The organism is Pseudomonas fluorescens (assembly GCF_001623525.1).
Taxonomy (GTDB): Bacteria; Pseudomonadota; Gammaproteobacteria; order Pseudomonadales; family Pseudomonadaceae; genus Aquipseudomonas; species Aquipseudomonas fluorescens_Q.
Genome location: NZ_CP015225.1, coordinates 4,224,056 through 4,250,111 on the forward strand (window position 1 = coordinate 4,224,056; position 26,056 = coordinate 4,250,111).

Here is a 26,056-nt window from a genome sequence, read left to right on the forward strand (position 1 = left end):
GTTAATGAAAAACCGTTTGTTCATCCTCTCTCAGTACCTGTTGCCCCACCATCTGCTGTCGCGGCTGGCCGGCTGCATTGCCGAATGCCGCGTGCGCTGGTTCAAGAACGCCTTCACCGCTTGGTTTGCCAAGCGCTACCAAGTGGACATGTCCCAGGCACTGGTGGAAGACCTGACTGCCTACGAGCACTTCAACGCCTTCTTCACCCGCGCCCTGAAAGACGGTGCACGCCCGCTGGACGACACCCCGGGTGCGATCCTCAGCCCCGCCGACGGTGCCGTCAGCCAGCTTGGCCCGATCGAGCACGGCCGGGTCTTCCAGGCCAAGGGCCACAGCTTCAGCGTGCTGGAACTGCTGGGCGGTGATGGGGCCAACGCGGCGCCGTTCATGGGCGGCGATTTCGCCACCATCTACCTGTCCCCCAAGGACTATCACCGCGTGCACATGCCACTGGCCGGCACCCTGCGGGAGATGGTCTACATCCCTGGGCGGATTTTCTCGGTCAACCAGACCACCGCCGAAAACGTTCCGGAGCTGTTCGCCCGCAACGAGCGCGTGGCGTGCATTTTCGACACCGAACGCGGGCCGATGGCCGTGGTGCTGGTGGGCGCGATGATCGTGGCGTCAATCGAAACCGTCTGGGCCGGGCTGGTGACGCCGCCCAAGCGCCAGCTGAAAACCTTCCGTTATGACGAAGCCGCCCGCGCGCCGATTCATCTGGAAAAAGGCGCCGAACTGGGCCGCTTCAAGCTGGGTTCGACGGCCATCGTGCTGTTCGGGCCGGACCAGGTGAAATGGGCCGAAGGCCTGGTGGCCGGATCGCCAGTGCAGATGGGCCAGGGCCTGGCGCTGCCCAAAGACTGAGTAAAAGAGCAAATGTGGGAGCGAGCTTACTCGCGATGGCGATGCAACAGCCACCTTGATGGCGACTGACCTGGCCTCATCGCGAGCAAGCTCGCTCCCACAGGGCATCCAGCATAGATAGCACACCTCCTTCGACTACAACTGCTAGAGTTGGAAACATCACGTTTATTTCCCGCCGGAGCCCGTACACGGCATGAATGAGACCAGCCCTCTCCAGCTATTGCGCGTCCTGACCCCGACACAATCACGTCTGTCGTTCTGCGATGCTACGCCACGGGACCTCAAGCGCTGGATCGCCAACCTGCCCAAGGCCAACATCGGCGAAACAGCCCGCCTTTTGTACCAAGCCCTTGGCGAACTCAACCAACTGCTCACGCCCAGCGACAATCGCCTGCAACTGCTCGAGCTGCTGCGGCCCGAGGTGTATTACGTCTGCAAGCACCTGGAGCGGCACTTCCTGCAACAGGCCATCGTGCTGGATGAGCGCTCGCGCAAGATCGTCAACCTGTGCCAGGCACTGCAAACCCAGCTGGCGATGGGCTACAAACAGGTCGTGGCGCGTATCGCGTCGAAATACACCAAGGACCGAGCCCGCCTGCTGAGCACCGCGCTACAACGGGCGATGCATGCCCTCAATGGTCCGCTGCTGCGTGCCAGTCAGCTATACAGCCCCGTGCCTGAAGGGCTGTGGCTCGATTTGCATCAGTTGCATCGGATCGCCTGCCTGCACCGGTTGCAGCACCTGAGCGTGAGTGACGAACTGGCCAGTCAGGTTCATCAACTGACCCCCGAACAGACCTATGTCGTTGCCCTGTTGCTGGGAGCGTCACGCAGCAATCAGTTGCGCCAGAGCCAGATCGGGCGGCTGACCGAAGTGCTCGAAGCCTGGAGCCAGTGGGTCAAGCTGGATCCCGCCAGCAGCACTGCCAGCCTGTTCGCGGTCGCTCCGCAACTGGATGTCGGGCCACGCTACCGCTCCAAGTTCCGAGCCGAACAACAGCCCACCTTGCAGGGCTTCGACCCACAGCCCCTGGTGCGCGCAATCGCCACGCACCTGGAAGAACCTGCCGAGCAAAGCCTGCCGGTACCGGGCGGCATGAGCGTCGATACCTTGCATCACCTGCAAGCCGCCTGGGGCGAAGCAGCGGAACGCAGTTTCCAGCGCACCGAGGGCAATGGCACGCTGACACTGTGCGTGGGCATGAGTGCGCTGCACTACTACCTCGGCGGCGAGCGCTCTTTCAACGAAATACTGAATAGCCCCACCACCCGCAAGGCCCGCTTCGAAGCCTCATCAAGCAAGACAAACGACACCTGGGGCCAGGCCTTCGACGCCGCCCCCGCCGGCGACAGCGACCTGCTGCCCTATGAAGAAATCGAGTACCCGGTCAACCCGAGCGATGATGACGGCAGCCACTCCGACAACCAGCATCACTTCCCCACCTACGACCTGCCGATCATCAACCACAGCCCCGGCGGCTACTGCCTCGGCTGGCCCAAGGAAGTACCGGAACAGCTGCAAGCGGGAGAAATGATCGGCATTCGGGACAGCAGCGACCAAGCCTGGAGCGTTGCCGTGGTGCGTTGGATCCGACAAGTGCGCAACGGCGCCATGCAAATGGGCATCGAACTGGTGGCACCGCATGCCCAGCCTTGCGGGCTGCAACTGGTCCGGGAAGAAAACGAGCACGGTCACTACCTACGCGGGCTGTTGCTTCCCGAGATCAGTGCCATTGACCTGCCCCCGACCATGATCGCCCCCCGCCTGCCTTTCCAGGAGGGCCAGCAAGTGTTGATCAACACCAATGGACAGGAACGCCGCGCCGGCTTGGACCGCCGGGTGACCAGCACCCACAGTTTCAACCAGTTTTCCTATCACTCGGAAGACTCAACCGAAACCGGGGATGGCGGCGACCAGGAAGGGAATTTTGATTCGTTGTGGAAATCGCTCTAGGCCGAACACACACCCTCTGTGGCGAGGGAGCTTGCTCCCGCTGGGGCGCGAAGCGGCCCTAAAACCTGACACCCAGGTGTGTCAGGTTGACCGCATCGGGCCTGCTGCGCAGGCCAGCGGGAGCAAGCTCCCTCGCCACAGGGGTATTTCACTCCCCAAAGGGGTATGGCTCAGAGCTGCCCGTCACGATCCCTGAAGCCCAACAGGTACAACACCCCATCCAGCCCCAGGGTGGAAATTGCCTGCCTGGCCGACTGCTTGACCAGCGGCTTGGCGCGGAACGCCACGCCCAGGCCCGCTATCGCCAGCATCGGCAAGTCGTTGGCACCGTCACCCACAGCGATGGTCTGCTCCAGGCGCAGGCCTTCTTTTTCAGCCAGTTCACGCAGCAGGTCCGCCTTGCGCTGGGCATCGACGATCGGCTCGACGGCCACGCCGGTCACTTTGCCATCCACCACTTCCAGTTCGTTGGCGAACACGTAGTCGATGCCGAGCTTGGCCTGCAACTGCTTGGCGAAGTAGGTGAAGCCGCCGGACAGGATGGCGGTCTTGTAGCCCAGGCGCTTGAGTTCGGCGAACAGCGTTTCGGCGCCTTCGGTCAGGCGCAAGGAAGCGCCGATTGAGTCCAGCACGCTGACGTCCAGGCCCTTGAGCAGCGCCAGGCGCTCCTTGAAGCTGGCGCGAAAGTCCAATTCGCCAGCCATGGCCCGCTCGGTAATGGCTGAGACCTTGTCGCCCACGCCGGCCGCCTTGGCCAGTTCGTCGATGACTTCGGCTTCGATCAGCGTCGAGTCCATGTCGAACACCGCCAGGCGGCGGTTGCGGCGGAACAGCGAATCTTCCTGGAAGGCGATGTCGACGTTCAGTTCCTGGGCCACGCTGAGGAACTCGGCACGCAACGCCTGGGGGTCGGCCGGCTCGCCGCGCACCGAAAACTCGATGCAGCCCTTGCCCTTGTCGTCCGGGGTATCCAGCGGCATGCGCCCGGACAGTCGGTCGATGTGATCGATGTTCAGGTCATATTTGGCGGTGATCGAACTGACGCGCTGCAATTGCTCGGCGGTAACCTTGCGGGTCAACAAAGTGACGATGTGGCGTTTCTTGCCCTGGCCGGCCACCCAATGCCGGTAATCGTCCTCGGACACCGGGGTGAAACGCACCTGTTGGTCGAGCTTGTAGGCGGTGAACAGGATGTCCTTGAGCACCGACTTGCCTTGTTCGGCGTCCGGGATTTCAACCAGGATGCCGAACGACAGTGTGTCGTGGATCACCGCCTGACCGATGTCGAGAATGTTCACACCACCCTGGGCCAGAACGCCGGTAATGGCCGCAGTCAGACCCGGACGGTCGCTGCCAGTGATGTTTATCAGGACGATTTCGCGCAAGGCGCACCCCCGCAGGTGGAAAAAAACCGCATTCTACCCACATTCAGTGACCATCGGGCACCGCCAGTGCTTTGCCGGTCATGGGGCTGTCGCTATACTGCGCGTCAATTTCACGGACAAAGAGCCGAGCTCAGTGAACCGGCCCACGCCAGTCAAAACCGACAACTTCTTCCTGCTGATCTTCCGTGCACTGCGCCACCGTCGTGTGCCGATTGCATTGCGCATTGCCAGCCATAACGTGATCCTGGTCGCCCTGGCCCTGGTCATCTATGCCTGCGTGATGGGTTTGCAATTCAAGCAGGCGATGCACGAGCAGGCCGACGCCCTGGGTGAAAGCCTGACCACCCAGACCGCCACGTCCGCCACCGAGCTGCTGGTGTCCAACGACATCCTCAGCCTCAACGTGCTGCTCAACAACCTGACCAAGAACAAGCTGGTGGCCCACGCCGCCATCTACAGCGTGGACAACCGCATCCTCGCCGAGGCCGGCCAGCGTCCCAAGCCCGGCCTGCTGGGCGAGTCCGGCGGCATGTACCAGAGCAAGATCACCTTCCAGGACGTGACCGCCGGGCAACTGCGCATCAGCCTGGACATGGACCAGTTCCAGCAGCCGATGACCATCAGCCTGCAAAGCATGGGCATCCTCAGCGCGATCCTGCTGGCGCTGGCTTTGGCCCTGAGCCTGCGCCTGGGCCGGCACATCTCCACGCCGTTGCTGCAATTGCGCGTCTGGCTGCGGGACATCGACGAACACACGCCGGCCACCCAGCGCCAGGACGAAATCGGCGACCTGGCCCGGCAACTGCACGCCAGCTTCGCGCCGGAACCTGAGCCCGTGCCGGAACCTGAAGACATCGACTACATGGACGACGAGGCCGAGCCGGGCTTCGAAGTGCGCAACCTGCGCGACCCGGGTTTCGACGAAAGCCCGCCGATGCCGACCTCCAAACCGGCGCCACGCCACGTGGTACGCACGGTAGAGGACGAGGAGGACGACGACGCCTTCGCCGAGCTGCGTGACGAGTCGGTCGACGGGGCGCCCCGGTCGGTCGTCAAGCCTGTGGCTTCGAACCTGCCCCAACACAGTGCCGTACTGGCCGTGCAACTGGGCGCCCAGGACCAACTGCGCCGCCTGCCCCAGGCACGCCTGAAGGAATTGCTCGAGCGCTACCGCGACTGCCTCGACCAGGCCGCATCGCTCTATCAGGGCGAACTGCACACCCTGAACGATGGCAGCACGCTGATGCTGTTTCACACCGAAGACAGCGGTGACGACTACCTGACCAACGCCATTTGCTGCGGTGAGTTGCTGCGCGCCTTGGGCCACCAGTTGCAGATCGAAGTCGCCGACAGCGGCATCACCCTGCAACTGCAATTGGGCCTGACCCTGGGCGATGGCTTGTTTGGCCTGAGCCAGATCGACCTGCTGCTGACCGAAACCGCCCAGGACGCCCTGGCACTCTCGCAACACAGCCGCAACCTGCTGCTGGTGGAGCGCAAGATCAACGACGACGCCCTGATCCGCCAGCGCGCCCGTATCCGCCCCATCGCCAGCCCCGAAGGCGCATGCTGCGTGGAACGCTTGATGGAGCCTTATCCATCGATGCTGGAGCGGCAGTTGGCGCGGATGCATGAACGCCAGGCCTGACGCTCAGGACGTGAAATGACGAAGCCCGCAGATGAGTGATGGTCTGCGGGCTTTTTTGTTGCCTTCAGCGTCGCCATCGCGAGCAAGCTCGCTCCCACAGTGGATCTCTGCAAAGATCCAAGACATCACTGAACCTGTGGCGAGGGAGCTTGCTCCCGCTGGGCCGCGAAGCGGCCCCAAAACCGCGGTCCTGAGGAAAGCCGTGGGCCTGCCTGTTGCCTTCAGCGCCACCGTCGCGAGCAGGCTCACACACAGGGAGATGCCTGCAAGCCTCAGACCCAGTGTGGAGCGAGCTTGCTCGCGATAGGGCCGGCCCAGGCCCCAGAGATCCAACCGGCAGAAACGACAAAGCCCGCATCAATGCGGGCTTTGTCGTATATCCGGTCCAACCGTCAGAACCTGAACACTTCCATGTCCGTACGAATCGGCAAGGCCATGGGGATCTTGTCCTTGTCCTTTTCTACCGGCTTGGCCGGGGCAGGAGCGGCCTTGCGTGGGACTTCTGCAATAGGTGGCTGGTTGGCCAGGGGCTTGAGCGACACGGACAGCTGTTCGGCCAGGCGTTGCAGGAGCACGCCCTGGGCCTGGACCTGTGCCGCGGTGCTGCCGGCATGTTGCTCTTGCAGATGAACGATGCGGTTTTCACGCACCTTGCCACGACGGTCGATCAATCGCCATTGGGCATCGAGCACAGCCGGCTGGGCTTTACCCGAGTCCAGGCGGGTAATCGACAGCAGCACCTGTACATCCGGGGTGAAGCCTTGGGTCGCGGGTGCCAGCACCACACGCTGGCTGTCCAGATGCCCGGCGACCTGGCGCAGCAGCAACTGATCGATGTCAGAAGACAGGCTGCCAGCCCAACGACCGTCAGTGGCGGCCTGCAGGCTGCCGTCCGGTTGGCGTTGCAATAAGGTTTCACGTTGCAGGTAGTCGGCGATCAGGACCGGCCCCAGCAATACTGCCATGCCTGTGCTTTGCGCAGGCTGGGCCGGGGTTCCGCTGTCCAGTTGGTACAGCGACACCGGCTGGTTCATGCTGCAGCCCGCCAGGCCAAGCAGGCCGGCGAGCCACAAAATAGGGAGGCGCAGAGCAGTCATCGTTCCGTCCAGGTGGCAGCCACAAGGCTTACCACAATGAAAAAATACTCGGTCATTATGAAGAACGCTCGGCCACGCCGGCGCTTGAAAGGGCCTATCATCCGTGAATATGCGCGCCGACTCCAGCGCGAAAGTATCGATCTGCGGCATTTAATCGCAGACCGAGCCCTCTAGCACGCCTAATTGAGGTTTTCGACGAGCAGCGCATCGACTCGCTGAAATCCCCTTGGAAGCTTGTTGCCCCGCCGACCACGTTCACCCTTGTAATGCTCAAGATCGTCAGCCTTCAACGAAAGCGTGCGCTTGCCTGCCTGTAGCACAAGCGTGGCGCCTTCCGGCAACACTGCAATATCCGTGACATATTCCTCACGGCTGGCGACCCGTTCGCCGGAAATACCAATAATCTTGTTGCCCTTGCCTTTACCCAGCTGCGGCAGGTCGCTGATCTTGAACACCAGCAACCGGCCTTCGGTAGTGACCGACGCCAGCCAGTTGCTCTCCCGATCGGCCACCGGCCGTGGCGCAATCACCTTGGCGTTGTTCGGCAGGCTCAACAACGCCTTGCCCGCCTTGTTCTTGGCTTGCAGATCCTCGCCCTTGACCACGAACCCGTAACCCGCGTCCGATGCAATTACGTACAGTCCTTCATCATCAGGCATCAGCACGCATTCAAAAGTTGCACCCGGCGGTGGCGTTAAACGACCGGTCAGCGGTTCGCCCTGACCACGAGCCGACGGCAGGGTGTGGGCTGGCACCGAATAGCTGCGCCCGGTGGAGTCGACGAATACCGCAAACTGGTTGGAACGTCCGGCCGCCAGGGCCTTGAAGCCGTCCCCGGCCTTGTAGGAAAGCCCCGTCGCGTCAATATCATGACCCTTGGCGGAGCGCACCCAACCTTTTTCTGACAGCACGACGGTCACTTTCTCGTTTGGCAGAAGATCGTGCTCGCTCAGCGCCTTGGCTTCGGCACGCTCGACGATTGGCGAGCGACGGTCGTCGCCGTAGGTTTCGGCGTCCTTGAGCAGTTCGGTGCGTACCAGCTTCTTGAGCTTGGCTTCGCTGCCCAGCAGGGCTTGCAGCTTGGCCTGCTCCTTGAGCAACTCATCCTGCTCGGCGCGCAGCTTCATCTCTTCCAACCGCGCCAACTGCCGCAGACGAGTGTCGAGAATGTAGTCGGCCTGGATTTCGCTCAGGGCAAAACGCTCGATCAGGCTGGCCTTGGGGTGCTCCTCGGTGCGGATAATGTGGATCACTTCATCCAGGTTGAGGTAGGCAATCAGCAAACCGTCCAACAGGTGCAGGCGACGCTCGACCTTGTCCAGGCGGAATTGCAGGCGCCGGCGCACGGTCTTGACCCGGAATTCCAGCCACTCCACCAGCAATGCCCGCAGGTTTTTCAACTGCGGCTTGCCGTCCAGGCCGATGATGTTGATGTTGACCCGGTAGCTGGACTCCAGGTCGGTGCTGGCGAACAGGTGCTGCATCAGCGCGTCGTGATCGACTCGACTGTTGACCGGAATGATCACGATGCGGCATGGGTTTTCGTGGTCGGATTCGTCGCGCAAGTCAGCCACTTGCGGCGCTTTCGACGGTTTTGCCTGCATCATCGCGGCAATCTGTTCCAAGACCTTGGCCCCGGAGACCTGATGCGGCAGCGCCGTGACAATGATGTCGCCGTCTTCAACGTGATACACGGCGCGCATGCGCACCGAACCACGGCCGGTCTCGTAGATTTTCAGCAGGTCGGTACGGGGGGTGATGATTTCCGCTTCGGTCGGGTAGTCCGGGCCCTGGATGTGCTCGCAGAGCTGTTCCACCGTGGCTTTCGGTTCGTCGAGCAGACGCACGCACGCCGTGGCCACTTCCCGCAGGTTGTGGGGCGGCACGTCGGTGGCCATGCCCACGGCGATGCCAGTGGTGCCGTTGAGGAGGATATTCGGCAAACGTGCTGGCAGAACCAGGGGTTCGTCGAGGGTGCCGTCGAAATTCGGCCCCCAGTCCGCGGTGCCCTGGCCCAGCTCGCTGAGCAGCACTTCGGAATAACGCGACAACCGCGCCTCGGTGTAACGCATGGCCGCGAAAGACTTGGGATCGTCCGGCGCACCCCAGTTGCCCTGCCCATCCACCAGGGTGTAGCGATAGCTGAATGGCTGGGCCATCAGCACCATGGCTTCATAGCAGGCCGAGTCGCCGTGGGGGTGGAACTTACCGAGCACGTCACCGACGGTACGCGCCGACTTCTTGTGCTTGGAGTCGGCGTCCAGCCCCAACTCACTCATGGCATAGATGATCCGCCGTTGAACCGGCTTCAAACCGTCGCCAATGTGCGGCAAGGCGCGGTCCATGATCACGTACATGGAGTAATTGAGGTAGGCATTTTCGGTGAAGTCAGCCAGCGATCGGCGTTCTACGCCGTCTAAGCTGTCTGCAAGAATGTCGCTCATGCGGGCCTCATCAGTTCGTTGTCTGGCGCAGCAGCATGGTGCCGTCGCGCTGGGTAAATTCAAGTTTGTTCAGGGCGCTCATGCCCAGCAGCACTTGCGTGCCACCCAGGCCTGGCGCCACCAGGGCACGCACATCGCGCAAGACGATGTCACCCAATTGCAGCCGGTCGATGCGGGTGCGATAGCCCTCGCTCAAACCGTTGGCGGTACTCAATGTCACGCCGAAACCTTTTTCCAGCTTGAGGCGCTCGGCCAGCTCAATCGGGATCGCCACGTCGGTGGCGCCCGTGTCGAGCATGAAATCCACCGGCTGGCCATTGATCTGGCCGCTGGCGACGAAATGCCCCTGTTGATTGCCGACCAGCTTCACCTCGATAAAACCTTCACCTTTTTGCGAGTACACCTGGGTATTGGGGTTTTGCTGGCGCTGTTCCCATTGGGCAAAAAATCGCGTTGCCAGGAACAGCGCCGCGCACCAGGCCAATATCATCAACACCCGGCCAGCACGCTTGCCCGGCGGCTGACTCATGGCGAGGCGCCCCAGCCACCGTCCGGCGCGGCGAAGCGCCAGATGATCGGCCGCGTTTCGCCGTCGGCGCGGGCACCGTCGTTGTTGTCCAAGCCGACCCAGGCGCCCTCGGCGTCCACGACCAGCGCTTCGGCCAGCCCATAATCCTGGGAATAACGCCGATTGTCCTGCAACGCCTCGGCGGCGAACGACCAACACCGTTCCACCTGGGCGGTCTGCTGGTCACGCCGACAGATCTGAAAGGCGTTGCGGTCCAGGGTAAACAGCTTGCCATTGAACAATGACAGATCAGCGAAGTCCCGCGAAACCGCCTTGGCCTTGGGGAATTGCGCCGGTTGCATCTCCAGCCCCGCTTCGCTCAGCAACACGCAATTGCCATCGCAGTCCCACACCGTCTGCTGACGCTTGATCAGCAGCAGGCCGCGACGTTCGCGCTCCGCCGCCAGCCACAACTGATCACCCTCCGGGTTGATCGCCAGGCCTTCGAACAAGGCGTTGAAATGCAGCAACATGCCACTGCCCCGGGCCTGACGGATCATTGTCGGGGCGATTTTCAACCAGGAGGCGTCTCCCGACGGCGACACTTGCAACACCGCGGCATGAGACTCGCTGACCACATAACGATTGCCAGCACTGTCGCAACTGATGCCTTCGAAATCCAGCTCACCACCACGCAGGAACGACGCTGCCCAGGTCCGGGACTTCAAGCCCCAGGGCAAACCGCTGTCGGGTACCTCGGGCACCTCGATTTCAACCACTTCGGCTTGCCAGACCGGCGCATCGACGGGCTTGAGGCGGTAGATCCGGTCATCGTCGCGATCGGAAACCGTCCACATGTCGCTGCCGCACAAGGCCAGCCCGGACAGATTCCCACCGCGCATGCCATCGACGGCATGCTCGGACAGCAACTTCAGCTCCGGAGCCGGCCCGGCGACCACAACCCCCGCCCACAGCAACAACGCCAGGGCGAAACCGTTGCGCATCAGGCCAGCACCTCGGCCAGGTCCCCTTTGGATTCGAGCCAGGACTTGCGGTCGCCGGCGCGTTTCTTCGCCAGCAGCATGTCCATCATTTCCGAGGTCGCCTCGAAATCATCCAGGGTCAACTGCACCAGACGACGGGTGTTCGGATCCATGGTGGTTTCACGCAGTTGCGGCGGGTTCATCTCGCCCAGGCCCTTGAATCGAGTGACCTGCGGCTTGCCGCGCTTCTTCTCGGCCACCAGGCGATCCAGAATGCCGTCACGCTCGGCCTCGTCGAGGGCGTAGTAGATCTCCTTGCCCAGGTCGATGCGGTACAGCGGCGGCATCGCCACATAGACGTGACCGGCGTCCACCAGCGGGCGGAAATGCTGGACGAACAAGGCGCAGAGCAATGTGGCGATGTGCAGGCCGTCGGAGTCGGCGTCGGCGAGGATGCAGATCTTGCCGTAGCGCAGCTGGCTCATGTCCTCGGCACCCGGGTCGACGCCGATGGCGACGGCGATGTTATGCACTTCCTGGCTGGCCAGCACTTCGCTGCCGTCCACTTCCCAGGTGTTGAGGATCTTGCCCCGCAGCGGCAGGATCGCCTGGAACTCCTTGTCGCGCGCCTGCTTGGCCGAACCACCGGCAGAGTCACCTTCCACCAGGAACAGCTCGGAACGCATCGGGTCCTGCCCGGCGCAATCGGCGAGCTTGCCCGGCAAGGCCGGCCCCTGGGTGATGCGCTTGCGCTCGACCTTCTTGCTCGCCTTGAGACGACGACCGGCGTTGTTGATTGCCAGCTCCGCCAGGGCCAGGCCGGTTTCCGGGTTGGCGTTGAGCCACAGGCTGAACGCATCCTTGACCACCCCGGAAACAAACGCCGCCGCCTCACGGGACGACAAGCGTTCCTTGGTCTGACCGGAGAATTGCGGCTCCTGCATCTTCATCGACAACACGAAGGCGATGCGTTCCCAGACGTCTTCCGGCGCCAGCTTCACGCCACGGGGCAGCAAGTTGCGGAACTCGCAGAACTCGCGCATGGCATCGAGCAAGCCCTGGCGCAAGCCGTTGACGTGGGTGCCGCCCTGGGCCGTAGGGATCAGGTTGACGTAGCTTTCCTGGACGCTTTCGCCGCCTTCGGGCAGCCACAACAAAGCCCAGTCCACCGCTTCCTTGTTACCGGCCAGACTGCCGCAGAACGGCTCATCGGGCAGGCGTTCGAAACCGCTGACCGCGTCCACCAGGTAAGAGCGCAGACCGTCCTCGTAATGCCACTCGACTTTCTCGCCGGTAGCCTTGTCCTCGAAACTGACCAGCAACCCCGGGCACAACACGGCCTTGGCCTTGAGCACGTGCTTGAGGCGGCTGACAGAAAACTTCGGTGAATCGAAATATTTCGGGTCCGGCGCGAAATATACGCTGGTGCCGGTGTTGCGCTTGCCGACGGTGCCAACCACTTCCAGCTCGGTGGCCTTGTAGCCATCGGCGAAGGTCATCTGGTATTCGTTGCCGTCACGCTTGACCCGCACCCGTACCTGGGTCGACAAGGCGTTGACCACGGAAATACCCACCCCGTGCAAACCGCCGGAGAATTGGTAGTTCTTGTTGGAAAACTTGCCGCCGGCGTGGAGCTTGGTCAGGATCAGCTCGACGCCCGACACGCCTTCTTCGGGGTGAATGTCCACCGGCATGCCGCGGCCGTCGTCGCTGACTTCCAGCGAGTGATCGGCGTGCAGGATGACCTGCACCGAACGAGCGTGCCCGGCCAAGGCTTCGTCGACACTGTTGTCGATGACTTCCTGGGCGAGGTGGTTCGGCCGACTGGTGTCGGTGTACATGCCGGGGCGCTTGCGCACCGGGTCGAGGCCCGAGAGGACTTCGATGGCGTCTGCGTTATAAGAGCTAGCGCTGGGAGTGGCCATGGGGTCTCGTCGTCAGTGTTCAGTGAAAAAGGGGCGATGGCTCACAGCGACGTGAAGTCGATCGCCTGGTACAAATCGGCGCCAATGCCGGCAAAACTCAACAGCGCCGGCAACTGCTGGGCAAACCCTTGGAAACTGTGGTCGCCGCCGGCCTGGATGCGCAAGGCACAGGCACGGTAATACTGCTGGGCGTGGCGATAATCCAGCGTTTCGTCCCCGGTTTGCAACCATACCTGAAACCGCTGCGGATCCCGGGGTGCCGGCACGTCCAGTTCGGCCAGGGCCGTGACGTGGTCGTGGGTCAATTCCCAGGTTTCGTCGGTGTACAAATTCTTCTGCGTGCCCAGGTAACCGTCGAACATCCGATGCGGGCTGACGGCAGGGTTGATCAGCAGCGCCTTGAGGCCGTGGCGTTCGGCCAAGTGAGTCGCATAGTAGCCGCCGAGCGAGCTGCCGACCAGCAGCGGCCGCCCCAGTTGTGCAATCGCCTGTTCCAGCTGACCGATGGCCTGGCGGGGGTGGTGGTGCAGGGCTGGGACTTGTAGGTGGTCGCTCAGGCCCAATTGCGCCATTACGTTGATCAGCTGACTGGCTTTGGTCGAGGCTGGGGCGCTGTTGAAGCCGTGGATATAAAGGATAGAACCCGACATTGCCGACTCCCTGGGTGTGGGGCAAAGGCCGGAGTTTACAGGGAGTTCGTGGGGGGTTGGGGGTGATCTGTTCATACAAGACAACACAAAACCCTGTGGCGAGGGGATTTATCCCCGCTGGGGCGCGAAGCGGCCCCCTTCAGCTGGATTGGGTACATATCCATTTCTGCGGTAACGGCCACTTAGGGTTCCGCCCTGACGGCGGGTCACTTTCGAAAAGCGCGAAAGTAACCAAAGCGCTTCATGCCCCACCACTCGGCACCTCGCCTAGGCTCGGTGTGCCCTCACTCCGGCATTGCTCCGTGGGCCCGCCGCGAAGGGCCATCCATGGCCCAGCGCAGCTATCCCGGCATCCATGCCGGGATGCCCACTCCACAATGCCTGCGTTCGGCCATCGTGGTTAACGGGGCGCCGAAATCAACGTCCACCGCGAGGCGGCCTGAGAGCCGGCCTGGTTTAGGGTGATCGCGTTTCTCCAGTGCAAGCTTGCTCGCTTTTGCGCACGGTGTGGTCAGGGTTGTGTATTTCTGATCGTTCCCACGCTCCTGCGTGGGAACGCCGCCAGGGACGCTCCGCGTTCCGCTTGGTGACGCAGAGCGTCACTGGATGCATTCCCACGCGGAGCGTGGGAACGATCGCTCTAGCGTGGATCGACGATATCCAACGCCCGATTCGCCAACAACTCACTGAGTTCGATCATCTGCTGGACACCCAAAGCAAAATGCCGGCGCGAGCCTTCCAAGTCGAAGGCCAGGTCGCTGAGCATGACGTTGGCGGAGGCTAGGGTTTCGCTGAGGTTGGCTAGGAGGGTTTCGGTATCGAGCTTTTTGTTTACAGTGAACACTTGGAGGGAATCCCCCGGAGGATTCGAGGTGTCCGATTTTGGCTTGAGATAAAAGTCCAAAACTCGCTTGGCTGCCTCATCAAGTTTTTTGGGGTTCTGGCTGGCTTCGGGAGAAATGGAATCGTTTTTTGTTGGCCCAGAGTTATCTTCAGACATATTGGCGCTCCATTAGGATTGAAATAAAGCTCCTTTTTTTTTCAGGTTTCCAGGCCCGGCCGCTGAATTTTCAGCGACGGGAAAAGGTTAGCGACAGCCCTTCCCACCCGGCAACCGCCAGAACTCGTCGGAAAAATCTACTTGAACCAGAAAGTGTGTCCGACCATTCCCACAAACCTGGTCGGCTGTCAGGCCGCCATCGCGAGCAAGCCCGCTCCCACAATTGGATCGGAGTACGACAAAAGAGCCAGGCCGGCTATAAGGCCGCCTCGAGGTGGACGTTGATTTCGGCGCCCCGTTAACCACAATGGCCGAACGTAGGCATTGTGGAGTGGGCATCCCGGCATGGATGCCGGGATAGCTGCGCTGGGCCATGGATGGCCCTTCGCAGCGGGCCCACGGAACAGTGCCGGAGTGAGGGCATGCCGAGCCTAGGCGAGGCACCAAGTGGTGGGGCAAAAGCGTTTTGCTTACTTTTGCGCTCCTCAAAAGTGAGACGCCGTCAGGGCGGAACCCTAAGTAGCCGTTACCGCAGCAATGGATATGTACTCAATCAAACCTCAGTACCCGTCGGACTCATAGTCCGGAGTAAAAGCAAACCCAACCACCCGCTCAACCCCCGTCTCCAACCGCCCATCCGGCCAAAGCCGCAACCACCGATACCCCGGCGCCTGCAAGCCCACCGCAAAATCCTCACTCCCCGGCTCAAACTGAATACAAGTCGAAGGCGAAGCCAACAACCGAACCCCCTCACGGACCCGATCAACCTCCTGATGCACATGCCCCCACAGAACCGCCCGCACCTGAGGAAACCGATCCAACACCGCAAACAACGCCTCAGGATTACGCAACCCGATAGGTTCCATCCACACACACCCAATCGACACCGGATGATGATGCAGACACACCAGATGATGCCGCTCCGGCGCCTCACTCAACGCATTGGCCAACAGAATCAACTGCTCCTCAGCCAAAAACCCCGGCACCGAACCCGGCACGGCGGAATCCAACAGGGTGACGCGCCAGTTGCCAATATCCACCACCGGCTCGAGCAGCGTGCTTTTGACCGCTGCTTCAAGCATGACCTGCGGCTCATCATGGTTACCCGGAATCCAGCGCGCCGGCGCATCGATTCGCCCGCTCATCTGCCGAAACGCCTGATAGGACTCCAGCGTTCCGTCCTGGGACAAATCCCCCGTGGCCAGCATCAAATCGATCTTCGGCTGCTGCTCGAGCACCAGGTCAACGACCGCCCGCAGGCTGTCGCGGGTATTCATGCCCAGCAACGAACCGTCGGCCTCGGCGAACAGGTGACTGTCGGACAGCTGGACCAGCAACGCCGCATCAGCGGTGGTCAGGATGGATACGTTCGGCAAATCGCTCTCTCCCAGGCGCACTCACGCCGTTGGATGACGCCGCAATTATGCTGGGGAAGATCGAAAGGGGAAACCCGCGAACCGGAACCGGTTCACAACCAGAGTCCAGTATTTGAACGACAACTACCGAACGACTTCGAACTCGTGGCCCAGCGCCAGGCAATGACTCAGCCACTCGCCCAGGAACAGGTTCAACTGGGCCTTTTCGTCCGGCTGGTGCATTGACGCATTGGGGTAAGGATAGATGCCGCGAAAGCGTCGCGCATGTTCGGCACTGACGACTTCGGCCATGCGCGCATCGTGATAGACCTGAACTTCCAGCTGCGGCACCGGTAGCCAGGGCAGGCTGTGCTCCTGGCGCACTTGCAAGGTCGTGGTGTACGGGCAGGTCTGCAGCACTTCGAGGGCCAGCACGCCGAGCATCTGGTCGCCGTGGGTCACGGCGATACGCCGCGGCGCCGGATCGTTGCGCATGTCCGGCAACAAGCGCATCAGGCGGGCGTAGTTGGCCTCGCAGGCGGCCTGCAACCCCACCAGATCGACGCGATAGCGATCGCGCAGCTTGTTCAGGACCATAACCCCCTCACTTCCTCGCGGTTCAAGGCCAGCCATTGCAGGGCGATGATGCTCGGTGCATTGCAGATTTGTCCGTCGCGCACAGCTTGCAGGGCATCTTCGAAAGACCAGACCTTGACGCGGATATCTTCCGCCTCTTCCGCCAGGCCATGCAGCCCGCCCGCCCCCGTGCTGTCGCAACGCCCCAGGTACAAATGGACGAATTCATCGCTGCCGCCCGGGGATGGAAAATACTTGGTCATCGGCCAAAGCGCAGCGAAGGCAAGCCCAGCTTCCTCCTGCGCCTCACGATGAGCAACTTCTTCCGGTTGTTCGTCCTTGTCGATCAGGCCGGCCACCAATTCCACCAGCCAAGGGTTGGCGACCTTGTCCATGGCGCCGACGCGAAACTGCTCGATCAACACCACTTCATCGCGCTGCGGGTCGTAGGGCAACACGCACACCGCGTCATGGCGCACGAACAATTCACGGCTGATTTCGCGGCTCATGCCACCGGCAAACAATTCGTGACGCAAGTGCACACGATCGAGTTTGTAGAAACCCTGGAAGCAGCTCTCGCGCTTGACAATGTCCACGGTGCTCGGTGCGGCGTTGGCGAAATCGGTCATGACAATCCTCGTGTGCAATGGATCAATACGAGGTTCCAACCTCGGCTTCGCGCCATCCTAACGCGCCCGTACCCTTTGATGCAGCCCCTTTCCACTCATCGGGATGGACGGCAGAAGGTGAAAGAACTCTAATGAGCTTAGTGGCGAACTGATTGTCCTGCTGGCAGTCGAAGCGGGTAACTTTTCGCCTTTCCCTGTTCCATGAAGGACGCCCATGTCGCTTTTCAAAACTGCCTCCGTGGCCGCCATTGCCCTGACCCTGGGCGCTTGCCAAAGCCTGTTCCAACCCAATTACCGCGCACCGCTGGAAACCACCCGCGATGCCTCGGAGCAATTGCAACCCGGCTGCGCCAGTGCCGACTGCCCGTTGGTGAACATCGATACCCTGCACTTTCCCACCGAGCCGGCCCTGGACGGCATCGTCGAAAAACGCCTGCTGCAAATGACCCGCACCACCCCGGACGCCCCGGTTGCACCGACGCTTGCCGCCTATCGCGAGCAGTTCCTGCGCAGCGCCGCGCCCCGCAACAGCAGCTATTTTCAGGCCAAGGTACGTGAGCAACATGACGGCCTGGTGATCATCGAACTGTCCAGCTACCTGGATACCGGCGGCGCCCACGGCACGCCGGGCCGCGGCTTCATCAACTATTCGCGCCAGCAACACAAGGTTCTGACGCTGTCGGACATGCTGCTGCCGGGCCAGGAAGAAGCCTTCTGGAAAGCCGCCCAGGTCGCCCACAACAGTTGGCTGATCAGCACCAAGCTGGATCAGGAACCCGAGTTCCTGAAGCAGTGGTCCTTCCAGAAAACCCCACACGTGGCACTGACCTACGGCGGGGTGATCCTCAAGTACGAAGTGAGCACCATCGCCCCGTACGCCCTGGGCCACATCGAATTGAAGATCGCTTACCCACGCCTCAATGGCATCCTCAAGCCCGAGCTGTTCCCCGGCCGTAGCTGAAAGCCCGGCCCAGCAACAGTTGCAGCAACCCTGCCAGAATCAACGAAGGCAGGGTTGCGCCGATGTCTGGATGGAAGTTGGCCAGCAAGTGATAAGTGCTCACCCCACCCAACCAGGCCAACAGGGCCGGCCAGCGCAACGCGGCTAATACCACTTGGCTGCTGCGCTTGCGCAGGATGAAGTGATCCACCAGCACCACGCCGAACAGCGGTGCGAACACCGAGCCGATCAGCAACAGGAAGTTCTGGTATTGCGCCAACGGCGCGAAGCAGGCGATCAAGGTGCAGAGCACGCCAATCGCCAAGGCCAGGTGCTCGACCTTCAGCCCCGACAACATGCCACTGGAGACCGCCGCCGAGTGAATGTCGGCGAAGGCGTTTTCCGACTCATCCAGCAGAATCAGCAGCAACGGAATGCCCAACCCGGCGCCAGCCAAGGCCAATAGCAACGCATTGACTTCACCGCTCGGCGCGAACGCCAAGGTGTAGGCCACGCCCAGGCTCATCAGCCAGACGTTACCGATGAAGAACCCCACCGCCGTGCCGCCGAAGACATTCTTGGCGCGTTTTCCGAAGCGCGAGTAGTCGGCGATCAGCGGCAGCCAGGACAACGGCATCGCAATGGCGATATCAAACCCCACCGCCAGCGGCATCGAACCGTCACCCGCCTGGGCCCACAGCGCAACCAGATCAGCCTTGGCGAACAGGTTCCAGGTCAGCCAGATACACGCCGCCAGCAGCAGCCAGATGCCCCACTTGCGCAGGACCTTGCGCACGAACGTCAACGGCCCACTCACGGCAAGCAGGGTCGCCAGGGCGCCGAAGAACAGCGTCCACAGCAGCGGGTTCGAACCCAGGCTGCCTTCGCTGAAGGCTCGGGCACCGAGCAGGCTGGCGGCATCGCGCATGACGATGATTTCGAACGAGCCCCAGCCGATCAACTGCAGCAGGTTCAACACCGCCGGAACGCTCGCGCCCTTGCCGCCGAGGCTGAGCTTGAGGGCCGCCATGGCCGACAGGCCAGTGTCACTGCCGATCACCCCGACCGCCGCCAGCAGCAGGACGCCCACCAGCGTGCCGAGGAAAATCGCCAGCAACGAGCCGCTCAAGCCCAGGCCCGGCGCGAGCAAGGCGCCGACCTGCAAGACCATCAGGCCGATGCCCAGGGAGAACCACAGGGAAAACAGATCGCGCGCGCCGAAGACGCGTTTGTCCGGGGGGACCGCGGTGTCTGGGGAGTAGGTGCTGGGTTGGATGTTCACAGAGATTCTCAAGGGAGATTATTGTTTTGGGTCGCAGATCCCCCTTGTGGCGAGGGAGCTTGCTCCCGCTGGTCTGCGAAGCAGACCCAATACCAAGCGTCGCATCCTGTCAGTCAGAATCGCGGTGCAGGTTTTGCGGCTGCTTCGCAGCCGAGCGGGAGCAAGCTCCCTCGCCACACAGGGTGAGCGGTGCTTTTGCAAGCACCGCCCGGATCACACTTTCTTGTAAAGCTGACTTCCTTCCTTCTTGAACCGCTCGGCCTGTTCCGCCAAGCCCTGGGCAACGTCCACGTCCACCGCCTCGATGCGCTGGTTGGCCGCGTACTCGCGCACTTCCTGGGTGATTTTCATCGAGCAGAATTTCGGCCCGCACATCGAGCAGAAATGCGCCACCTTGGCCGAGTCCTTCGGCAGGGTTTCGTCGTGGTACGAGCGGGCGGTGTCCGGGTCCAGGCCGAGGTTGAACTGGTCTTCCCAACGGAACTCGAAACGCGCCTTGCTCAAGGCATTGTCACGGATCTGCGCACCTGGGTGGCCCTTGGCAAGGTCGGCTGCGTGGGCGGCGATCTTGTAGGTGATGATCCCCGTCTTCACGTCATCCTTGTTCGGCAGGCCCAGGTGTTCCTTCGGCGTGACGTAGCAGAGCATGGCGCAACCGAACCAACCGATCATCGCCGCACCGATGCCGGAGGTGATGTGGTCGTAGCCCGGCGCGATGTCGGTGGTCAGTGGGCCGAGGGTGTAGAACGGCGCCTCGTCGCAGCACTCGAGCTGCTTGTCCATGTTCTCTTTGATCAACTGCATCGGCACGTGGCCGGGGCCTTCGATCATGCATTGCACGTCGTGCTTCCAGGCGATCTTGGTCAGCTCGCCGAGGGTTTCCAGCTCGCCGAACTGCGCTTCGTCGTTGGCGTCGGCAATCGAGCCCGGACGCAGGCCATCGCCCAGCGAGAAGCTGACGTCGTAGGCCTTCATGATTTCGCAGATGTCTTCGAAGTGGGTGTAGAGGAAGTTCTCTTTGTGGTGCGCCAGGCACCACTTGGCCATGATCGAACCACCACGGCTGACGATACCGGTGACGCGCTTGGCGGTCAGCGGCACATAGCGCAGCAACACGCCGGCGTGGATGGTGAAATAGTCGACGCCCTGCTCGGCCTGTTCGATCAGCGTGTCGCGGAACAGCTCCCAGGTCAGGTCTTCGGCCACGCCGCCGACTTTTTCCAAGGCCTGGTAGATCGGCACGGTGCCAATCGGCACGGGCGAGTTGCGGATGATCCACTCACGGGTTTCATGGATGTGCTTGCCGGTGGACAGGTCCATGACCGTGTCCGAACCCCAGCGGATGCCCCAGGTCAGCTTCGCCACTTCTTCTTCGATGGACGAACCCAGCGCACTGTTGCCGATGTTGCCGTTGATCTTCACCAGGAAGTTACGGCCGATGATCATCGGTTCCAGTTCGGTGTGGTTGATGTTGGCCGGGATGATCGCACGGCCACGGGCGATTTCATCGCGGACGAATTCCGGGGTGATGACTTTCGGCACGCTGGCACCGAAGCTGTGGCCGGCGTGTTGCTGGTCCAGCAGGCCGGCGGCGCGGGCGACTTCCAGCTTCATGTTTTCGCGGATGGCGACGTATTCCATCTCGGCGGTGATGATGCCTTTGCGCGCGTAGTGCATCTGGCTGACGTTGGCACCGGGCTTGGCACGACGTGGGTTGTTCACGTGGGCGAAGCGCAGCTTGGTCAGCTCGGGGTCGGCCAGGCGTTCCTGGCCGAAGTTGGAGCTCAGGCCGGCAAGACGCTCGGTGTCGCCACGGGCTTCGATCCACGAAGAGCGCACGTCGGCCAGGCCTTTGCGCACGTCGATGATCACGTTCGGGTCGGTGTAGGGGCCCGAGGTGTCGTACACCACGACCGGCGCGTTGATTTCGCCGCCGAAGTCGGTGGGGGTCACGTCAAGGCTGATTTCGCGCATGGGCACGCGGATATCCGGGCGGCTGCCCTGGACATAGATTTTTTGCGAGCGGGTAAAGGGCTGGACCGATTGCTCATCGACCTTGGCCGAATCGCTGAGGTTGGTCGCGTTTTTTGATTTTGTCGTCATCACGGGCTCTCCAGACACACATCCAGGCAGTGGATTTTTGTCGGAGCGAACCTGTAACGAATGGACGCGTCCCTGCACGAAAGTGCGGACGCTGTGCTTGCTGCTCGAGCATGTTCGAAAATCGAAAGTCGATGGTCGAACAAGATCCCGGACGAAGCACAAGAGGACTCGCCGGGTGACGAGAAATCTTGTTCCCTACGCAGGCGCTAACCTGATCAGGTTCAACGGGATCCGAAATTATTCGATCTCAGCCTCATAGCAAGGCACCCCGACAAGAACCCGGCCAGTCTAGACACAACCACGGGAGAACGCCATCACCAGGACAAAAGGCGTGATGAATGGCGCATATACAGGATTGTTGCGGCGCGCAGGCGCAACTACACTCGCTACGCCGCGCCTCTTGTGCGCAATCATCTGAGAAGTAGGGAACGCCTCATGCTGCGCAAACTCTCACTGGCCCTTGCCGTGTCTTGTGCGTCCAATGGAATGGCCTGGGCTGCCGAAGCACCCTTGACCACCAGAACCGATCTGGTGAGCGTGTATCAGGAAGCGGTGGATAACAACGCCGACCTGGCCGCGGCTCGCGCCCAGTACGGCGCCCAGAAGGAAGTGGTGCCCCAGGCTCGCGCCGGGTTGTTACCGAACCTTTCGGCCGGTGCCGATCTGAACAACACGCGTACCGAGCTTGACCAGCCGGCGATGACGGCCAACCGCAGTTCCACGGTTTACCAGGCGACACTGTCCCAGCCGATTTTCCGCGCCGACCGCTGGTTCCAGCTCCAGGCGGCAAAATCCGTCGACGAACAAGCGTCGCTGCAACTGTCAGCCACTGAACAGAACATGATCCTGCAAAGCGCCGAGAGCTATTTCAATGTGCTGCGCAGCCAGGACAACCTGGCCTCGACCAAGGCCGAGGAAGCGGCGTTCAAGCGTCAGCTCGACCAGTCCAACGAGCGCTTTGACGTGGGCCTGTCGGACAAGACCGATGTGCTGCAATCCCAGGCCAGCTACGACACCGCCCGGGCCAACCGGATCCTCGCCCAGCGCCAGGTCGACGATGCCTTCGAAGCCTTGATCACCCTGACCAATCGCCAGTACAACTCGCTCCAGGGCATCGTCCACACCTTGCCAATCCTGCCGCCGGCACCAAACGATGCCAAGGCCTGGGTAGATACGGCAGCCAAGCAGAACCTGAATTTACTGGCCAGCAACTACGCCGTGACCGCCGCCGAAGATACACTGCGCCAGCGCAAGGCCGGCCACGCACCGACCCTCGATGCAATCGCCCAATACAAAAAAGGTGATAACGATGGCCTCGGCTTCACCAACCCGAACCCTACCGGCCAACGCTACGGCGGTGATGCCGAGCAACGCACCATTGGCCTGCAACTGAGTATCCCGCTCTACAGCGGCGGGCTGACCAGCTCCCAGGTGCGCGAGTCCTACTCGCAACTCACCCAGACCGAGCAGCAACGCGAAGCCCTGCGCCGGCAGGTGGTGGAAAACACCCGTAACCTGCACCGTGCAGTGAACACCGACGTGGAGCAGGTCCAGGCCCGGCGCCAGTCGATCATCTCCAACCAGAGCGCGGTGGAAGCCACGGAAATCGGCTACCAGGTGGGCACCCGCAACATCGTCGACGTGCTCGACGCCCAGCGTCAGTTGTACACCTCGGTGCGCAACTACAACAACGCCCGCTACGACTACATCCTCGACAACCTGCGCCTCAAGCAGGCGGCTGGGACGTTGAGCCCGGCGGACTTGCAGGACCTGTCGCGCTACCTCAAGCCCGACTACAACCCGGACCGCGACTTCCTGCCGCCGGACCTGGCCCAGGCAGCGGCGCAGCAGTTGCGCTCGCGGCCAGCGCAGTAACGTAGAGAGATAGTGTGTGGCAATTAGCTTTTGTGGTGAGGGGATTTATCCCCGCTGGGCTGCGCAGCAGCCCTAAAACCTGACAGCGCGGTGTGTCAGTCGTTTGAGAATGGGGTGCTTCGCACCCCAACGGGGATAAATCCCCTCGCCACAAAAGCGTGCTCCGAGTTCAAAAAAGGTGGGCTGCTCGTGATCAGTCGAGCAACCGCCCCAACCCCTCCAGCAACCGCTGCAACGCGCCCTGGTTGCTGCGCATCACCTTCAACCCCGCCTCGGCCATGCGCTGGGCATCGCGGGGCAGTTCGAACAGGCGCTGCACCGCCAGGGCCAGGCTTTCGGCATCTTCCACTTCCGCCAGTGCACCGGCGGCGCGCAGTTGCGCGGCGATTTCGAGGAAGTTGAACACGTGCGGCCCGCTGAGCACCGGTTTCGCCAGCGCCGCCGGCTCAAGCAGGTTGTGTCCACCGTTGGGCACCAGGCTGCCCCCGACGAACGCGCTGTCGGCCAACGCGTAGAGAAACAGTAGTTCACCCATGGTGTCACCGAGCAACACCGAAACCTGCGCAGTCACGGGCTGCCCGCTGGAGCGTCGCACCGTGGCCAACCCTTCGCTTACACACAGTTGGTGCACTGCGTCGAAGCGCTCGGGATGACGCGGCACCAGGATCAGCAACGCATCGGGATAACTGTCGAGCAACCGGCGGTGGGCAGCCAGCACCACTTCGTCTTCACCTTCATGGGTGCTGGCGGCGATCCACACCGGGCGCTCGGTTGCCTGCCACTGGCGGCGCAAGGCGCTGGCGTCTTCGAGCAATTGCGGGTCGATGGTCAGGTCGAACTTGATCGAGCCGGTGACCTCGACGGTTTCTACCCGGGCGCCCAACTGACGGAAACGCTCGGCTTCGGCGTCGGTCTGCACGGCGAACAGGCTCATCTCGGCAAGCATGGGCCGGGTAAGCTTGGGAAAGCGTGCATAACCCCGGGCCGAACGCTCCGACAACCGCGCATTGGCCAGGGCTACGGGAATGCCGCGTCTGGCGCATTGGTGAATATGATTGGGCCACAGCTCGGTTTCCATGATCACCGCCAGGGACGGCCGGACCCGGTCGAGAAAACGCTTGGCGGCGCAGGGCAAGTCGTAAGGCAAATAACAATGCTGGATGCGCGGCTCGTTGGCGAACAACGCCCGGATCCGCTCCGAACCGGTGGGCGTCATGCAGGTGACGGTGATCGGCAGCTGTGGATAACGTTGCAGCAAGGCGCGGATCATCGGCGCGGCGGCAATGCTCTCGCCCACCGACACCGCGTGGACCCAGATGCCCCCCGGCAGCATGACCGGCAGCCCCCAGGAGAACCGCTCGCCAATGCGCCGGGCATAAGCCGGCGCCTTGCGGGCCCGCAACCACAGCCGAATCGCTACCAGTGGCAGCCCCAGGTAAAACAATGCGCTATAGAGAGTTCTGTTCATGGCGGCGGAGTTTATCGGTTTTTCAGCCGATCGCCTGCAACTGCACGGCAAAACGTTCCGCCAGCCAACGCGCGGCCGGGCCCAGGGGTTCATCGCGGCGCCAGACCAGTTCCACCACCAGGGCCGGCGGGGTCCATTCGCTGCTGAGCTCGACCATGTCGCCCAGGTAGGCCGGGTACTGCACCACATGCCGTGGCAACCAGGCCCAGCCCAGGCCGCTCCTCAGCCATTCGGCCAACACATAGAAACTGTCGGCTCGCCAGACCTGCGGGCTGGCCTGTTCACTGCCGGGATAGACGCTGGACTGGGTGGCCATCAACAACTGGCGGTGCCGAGCCATTTCCCGACAGGTCACATAATCATGGTTCGCCAGTGGGTGGCCCCTGCCGCACACCGTCACCATCTCGACGCTGCCCAGCACCCGGCGCTCCAAGGCCTCGGGGATCTGGTCGTGATAGAACAGCAAGCCGAGGTCGGCGCGCCGCTCCACCAGTTTGCGCGCCACGTCGCCCTGGGCGGCGCTGGCCAATTGCACTTCCAGGGTGGGGAATTGCTCGGCCAGGGCCGCCAGGCTGTCGATGACCGGTTGATAAGGCATGGCTTCATCCTGGGCCAGGCGCAGCGACGCTTCCTGCCCGCGCATCAGGGCCAGCGCCCGGCCATTGAGACGCTCGCACTGACGCAGCACTTCCCTGGCCTCTTCGAGCAAGGCTTCGCCAGCGTCGGTGAGCCTGGGCTGACGGCCGCTGCTGCGCTCGAACAGGTTCACGCCCAAATCCGTCTCCAGCAACGCAATCGCACTGCTGATGGCCGATTGGGCTTTGCGCTGATCCCGGGCCACGGCCGAAAACGAACGCTTCTCGGCGACCCCGACAAACAGCCGCAATTGCTCCAGGTTCCACTGAACGTTCATGGCTCAACCTATCTTGATTACAGATAGGTAATGACTTTACCGCATCTGACCTATCTCTAGAATGGCCCCATCGAAAGACGCAACCGTCGAAGAGGAACCGCCTATGAACGCTTACTACTACCTGGCCATTGCCATCTGCGCCGAAGTGATCGCCACCGTTTCGATGAAAGCGATCAAGGGCCTGAGCACACCCCTGCCTTTGCTGCTGGTCATCGTCGGCTACGCCACTGCGTTCTGGATGCTGACGCTGGTGGTGCGCACCGTACCGGTGGGCGTGGCCTATGCGGTCTGGGCCGGGCTGGGGATCGTCATGGTCAGTGTCGCGGCGTTGTTCATCTATGGGCAGAAACTGGACGTGCCGGCGATGCTGGGGATGGCGTTGATCGTGCTGGGGGTGGTGGTGATCCAGCTGTTTTCCAAGACGGCCGGGCACTGATAACACACTGATCATTTGAG

Annotated in this window: 21 protein-coding genes and 1 riboswitch; of the genes, 6 read left to right on the forward strand and 15 right to left on the reverse strand. The window is 62.1% G+C overall.

Translation table 11 applies throughout. From position 1 onward, the window contains the following. The first annotated feature begins 4 nt into the window (after window positions 1-4). Both asd and TK06_RS18160 read left to right on the forward strand, forming a co-directional pair. The gene (gene asd, locus TK06_RS18155; RefSeq protein ID WP_063323194.1) at window positions 5-865 is read left to right on the forward strand and encodes an archaetidylserine decarboxylase; all 861 of its coding nucleotides are present in this window, start codon (window positions 5-7) and stop codon (window positions 863-865) included. Between the two features lie 193 nt (window positions 866-1,058). Next, window positions 1,059-2,819 carry a hypothetical protein gene (locus TK06_RS18160; RefSeq protein WP_063323195.1) on the forward strand — a complete coding sequence of 587 codons (1,761 nt, stop codon included), beginning with the start codon at window positions 1,059-1,061 and terminating at the stop codon, window positions 2,817-2,819. A 170-nt stretch (window positions 2,820-2,989) separates the two neighbouring features. On the opposite strand, the gene serB is transcribed toward TK06_RS18160, so the two are convergent. Continuing rightward, window positions 2,990-4,204, reverse strand: coding sequence for a phosphoserine phosphatase SerB (gene serB, locus TK06_RS18165; RefSeq protein ID WP_003197189.1), 1,215 nt, complete (start codon window positions 4,202-4,204; stop codon window positions 2,990-2,992). A gap of 133 nt (window positions 4,205-4,337) precedes the next feature. On the opposite strand from serB, the gene TK06_RS18170 reads away from it, so the two are divergent. After that, the gene (locus TK06_RS18170) at window positions 4,338-5,852 is read left to right on the forward strand and encodes an AhpA/YtjB family protein (protein ID WP_063323196.1); all 1,515 of its coding nucleotides are present in this window, start codon (window positions 4,338-4,340) and stop codon (window positions 5,850-5,852) included. Window positions 5,853-6,244: 392 nt separating this feature from the next. Here TK06_RS18170 and TK06_RS18175 read toward each other — a convergent pair whose 3' ends face one another. The 10 genes from TK06_RS18175 to TK06_RS18220 form a co-directional block, all read right to left on the reverse strand. Continuing rightward, entirely contained in the window at window positions 6,245-6,949 is a 705-nt protein-coding gene (locus TK06_RS18175; protein WP_063323197.1) for a PqiC family protein, read from the reverse strand. A 179-nt stretch (window positions 6,950-7,128) separates the two neighbouring features. Then, window positions 7,129-9,393, reverse strand: coding sequence for a DNA topoisomerase IV subunit A (gene parC / locus TK06_RS18180; protein WP_063323198.1), 2,265 nt, complete (start codon window positions 9,391-9,393; stop codon window positions 7,129-7,131). A 10-nt stretch (window positions 9,394-9,403) separates the two neighbouring features. Next, window positions 9,404-9,922: a retropepsin-like aspartic protease family protein gene (locus TK06_RS18185; protein WP_063323199.1), complete on the reverse strand. Its 519-nt coding sequence runs from the start codon at window positions 9,920-9,922 to the stop codon at window positions 9,404-9,406. Beyond that, entirely contained in the window at window positions 9,919-10,905 is a 987-nt protein-coding gene (locus TK06_RS18190) for an esterase-like activity of phytase family protein (RefSeq protein ID WP_063323200.1), read from the reverse strand. Before TK06_RS18190 ends, TK06_RS18185 begins: the two co-directional genes overlap by 4 nt. Continuing rightward, window positions 10,905-12,809 (reverse strand): DNA topoisomerase IV subunit B, encoded by a 1,905-nt coding sequence (parE, locus tag TK06_RS18195; RefSeq protein ID WP_063323201.1) that lies wholly within the window; start codon window positions 12,807-12,809, stop codon window positions 10,905-10,907. Before parE ends, TK06_RS18190 begins: the two co-directional genes overlap by 1 nt. Before the next feature lie 41 nt (window positions 12,810-12,850). Continuing rightward, a complete protein-coding gene (locus TK06_RS18200) occupies window positions 12,851-13,459 on the reverse strand; it encodes a YqiA/YcfP family alpha/beta fold hydrolase (RefSeq protein ID WP_063323202.1) in 609 nt (202 codons plus the stop codon). 640 nt (window positions 13,460-14,099) lie between these two features. Then, window positions 14,100-14,459, reverse strand: a complete 360-nt coding sequence (locus TK06_RS18205) for a DUF6124 family protein (protein ID WP_063323203.1) — start codon at window positions 14,457-14,459, stop codon at window positions 14,100-14,102. 560 nt (window positions 14,460-15,019) lie between these two features. After that, entirely contained in the window at window positions 15,020-15,835 is an 816-nt protein-coding gene (cpdA, locus tag TK06_RS18210) for a 3',5'-cyclic-AMP phosphodiesterase (protein WP_063323204.1), read from the reverse strand. A gap of 123 nt (window positions 15,836-15,958) precedes the next feature. After that, window positions 15,959-16,411 carry a DUF1249 domain-containing protein gene (locus TK06_RS18215; RefSeq protein ID WP_003186471.1) on the reverse strand — a complete coding sequence of 151 codons (453 nt, stop codon included), beginning with the start codon at window positions 16,409-16,411 and terminating at the stop codon, window positions 15,959-15,961. Further along, the gene (locus TK06_RS18220) at window positions 16,402-17,019 is read right to left on the reverse strand and encodes an NUDIX domain-containing protein (protein ID WP_063323205.1); all 618 of its coding nucleotides are present in this window, start codon (window positions 17,017-17,019) and stop codon (window positions 16,402-16,404) included. Before TK06_RS18220 ends, TK06_RS18215 begins: the two co-directional genes overlap by 10 nt. A gap of 214 nt (window positions 17,020-17,233) precedes the next feature. On the opposite strand from TK06_RS18220, the gene TK06_RS18225 reads away from it, so the two are divergent. Next, a complete protein-coding gene (locus TK06_RS18225) occupies window positions 17,234-17,980 on the forward strand; it encodes a DUF3298 domain-containing protein (protein ID WP_063323206.1) in 747 nt (248 codons plus the stop codon). On the opposite strand, the gene cytX is transcribed toward TK06_RS18225, so the two are convergent. Continuing rightward, window positions 17,949-19,241, reverse strand: coding sequence for a putative hydroxymethylpyrimidine transporter CytX (gene cytX, locus TK06_RS18230; RefSeq protein WP_063323207.1), 1,293 nt, complete (start codon window positions 19,239-19,241; stop codon window positions 17,949-17,951). The two genes, TK06_RS18225 and cytX, sit on opposite strands and share 32 nt — an antisense overlap. A gap of 213 nt (window positions 19,242-19,454) precedes the next feature. Further along, complete coding sequence (gene thiC / locus TK06_RS18235; RefSeq protein WP_063323208.1) at window positions 19,455-21,344, reverse strand: phosphomethylpyrimidine synthase ThiC; 1,890 nt, start codon at window positions 21,342-21,344, stop codon at window positions 19,455-19,457. A 175-nt stretch (window positions 21,345-21,519) separates the two neighbouring features. After that, window positions 21,520-21,625: riboswitch (TPP riboswitch) on the reverse strand. Window positions 21,626-21,779: 154 nt separating this feature from the next. Here thiC and TK06_RS18240 point away from each other — a divergent pair. Further along, window positions 21,780-23,219 (forward strand): TolC family outer membrane protein, encoded by a 1,440-nt coding sequence (locus tag TK06_RS18240; protein WP_063323209.1) that lies wholly within the window; start codon window positions 21,780-21,782, stop codon window positions 23,217-23,219. Between the two features lie 193 nt (window positions 23,220-23,412). On the opposite strand, the gene waaA is transcribed toward TK06_RS18240, so the two are convergent. Beyond that, window positions 23,413-24,687 (reverse strand): lipid IV(A) 3-deoxy-D-manno-octulosonic acid transferase, encoded by a 1,275-nt coding sequence (gene waaA, locus TK06_RS18245; RefSeq protein ID WP_063323210.1) that lies wholly within the window; start codon window positions 24,685-24,687, stop codon window positions 23,413-23,415. Window positions 24,688-24,709: 22 nt separating this feature from the next. Then, complete coding sequence (locus tag TK06_RS18250) at window positions 24,710-25,600, reverse strand: LysR family transcriptional regulator (protein ID WP_063323211.1); 891 nt, start codon at window positions 25,598-25,600, stop codon at window positions 24,710-24,712. Between the two features lie 103 nt (window positions 25,601-25,703). Between TK06_RS18250 and TK06_RS18255 the strand changes: the two genes are divergently transcribed. Next, window positions 25,704-26,036, forward strand: a complete 333-nt coding sequence (locus tag TK06_RS18255; protein WP_046065574.1) for a DMT family transporter — start codon at window positions 25,704-25,706, stop codon at window positions 26,034-26,036. Window positions 26,037-26,056 lie beyond the last annotated feature (20 nt).

Coding starts and splice junctions, on each gene's coding strand:
- parE (WP_063323201.1), bottom strand. CDS start 12,809: ATGGCCACTCCCAGCGCTAGCTCTTATAACGCAGACGCCATCGAAGTC.
- TK06_RS18190 (WP_063323200.1), bottom strand. CDS start 10,905: ATGCGCAACGGTTTCGCCCTGGCGTTGTTGCTGTGGGCGGGGGTTGTG.
- TK06_RS18200 (WP_063323202.1), bottom strand. CDS start 13,459: ATGTCGGGTTCTATCCTTTATATCCACGGCTTCAACAGCGCCCCAGCC.
- TK06_RS18220 (WP_063323205.1), bottom strand. CDS start 17,019: ATGACCGATTTCGCCAACGCCGCACCGAGCACCGTGGACATTGTCAAG.
- TK06_RS18185 (WP_063323199.1), bottom strand. CDS start 9,922: ATGAGTCAGCCGCCGGGCAAGCGTGCTGGCCGGGTGTTGATGATATTG.
- TK06_RS18240 (WP_063323209.1), top strand. CDS start 21,780: ATGCTGCGCAAACTCTCACTGGCCCTTGCCGTGTCTTGTGCGTCCAAT.
- TK06_RS18255 (WP_046065574.1), top strand. CDS start 25,704: ATGAACGCTTACTACTACCTGGCCATTGCCATCTGCGCCGAAGTGATC.
- asd (WP_063323194.1), top strand. CDS start 5: ATGAAAAACCGTTTGTTCATCCTCTCTCAGTACCTGTTGCCCCACCAT.
- TK06_RS18175 (WP_063323197.1), bottom strand. CDS start 6,949: ATGACTGCTCTGCGCCTCCCTATTTTGTGGCTCGCCGGCCTGCTTGGC.
- TK06_RS18250 (WP_063323211.1), bottom strand. CDS start 25,600: ATGAACGTTCAGTGGAACCTGGAGCAATTGCGGCTGTTTGTCGGGGTC.
- parC (WP_063323198.1), bottom strand. CDS start 9,393: ATGAGCGACATTCTTGCAGACAGCTTAGACGGCGTAGAACGCCGATCG.
- TK06_RS18215 (WP_003186471.1), bottom strand. CDS start 16,411: ATGGTCCTGAACAAGCTGCGCGATCGCTATCGCGTCGATCTGGTGGGG.
- waaA (WP_063323210.1), bottom strand. CDS start 24,687: ATGAACAGAACTCTCTATAGCGCATTGTTTTACCTGGGGCTGCCACTG.
- TK06_RS18160 (WP_063323195.1), top strand. CDS start 1,059: ATGAATGAGACCAGCCCTCTCCAGCTATTGCGCGTCCTGACCCCGACA.
- thiC (WP_063323208.1), bottom strand. CDS start 21,344: ATGACGACAAAATCAAAAAACGCGACCAACCTCAGCGATTCGGCCAAG.
- TK06_RS18205 (WP_063323203.1), bottom strand. CDS start 14,459: ATGTCTGAAGATAACTCTGGGCCAACAAAAAACGATTCCATTTCTCCC.
- TK06_RS18225 (WP_063323206.1), top strand. CDS start 17,234: ATGTCGCTTTTCAAAACTGCCTCCGTGGCCGCCATTGCCCTGACCCTG.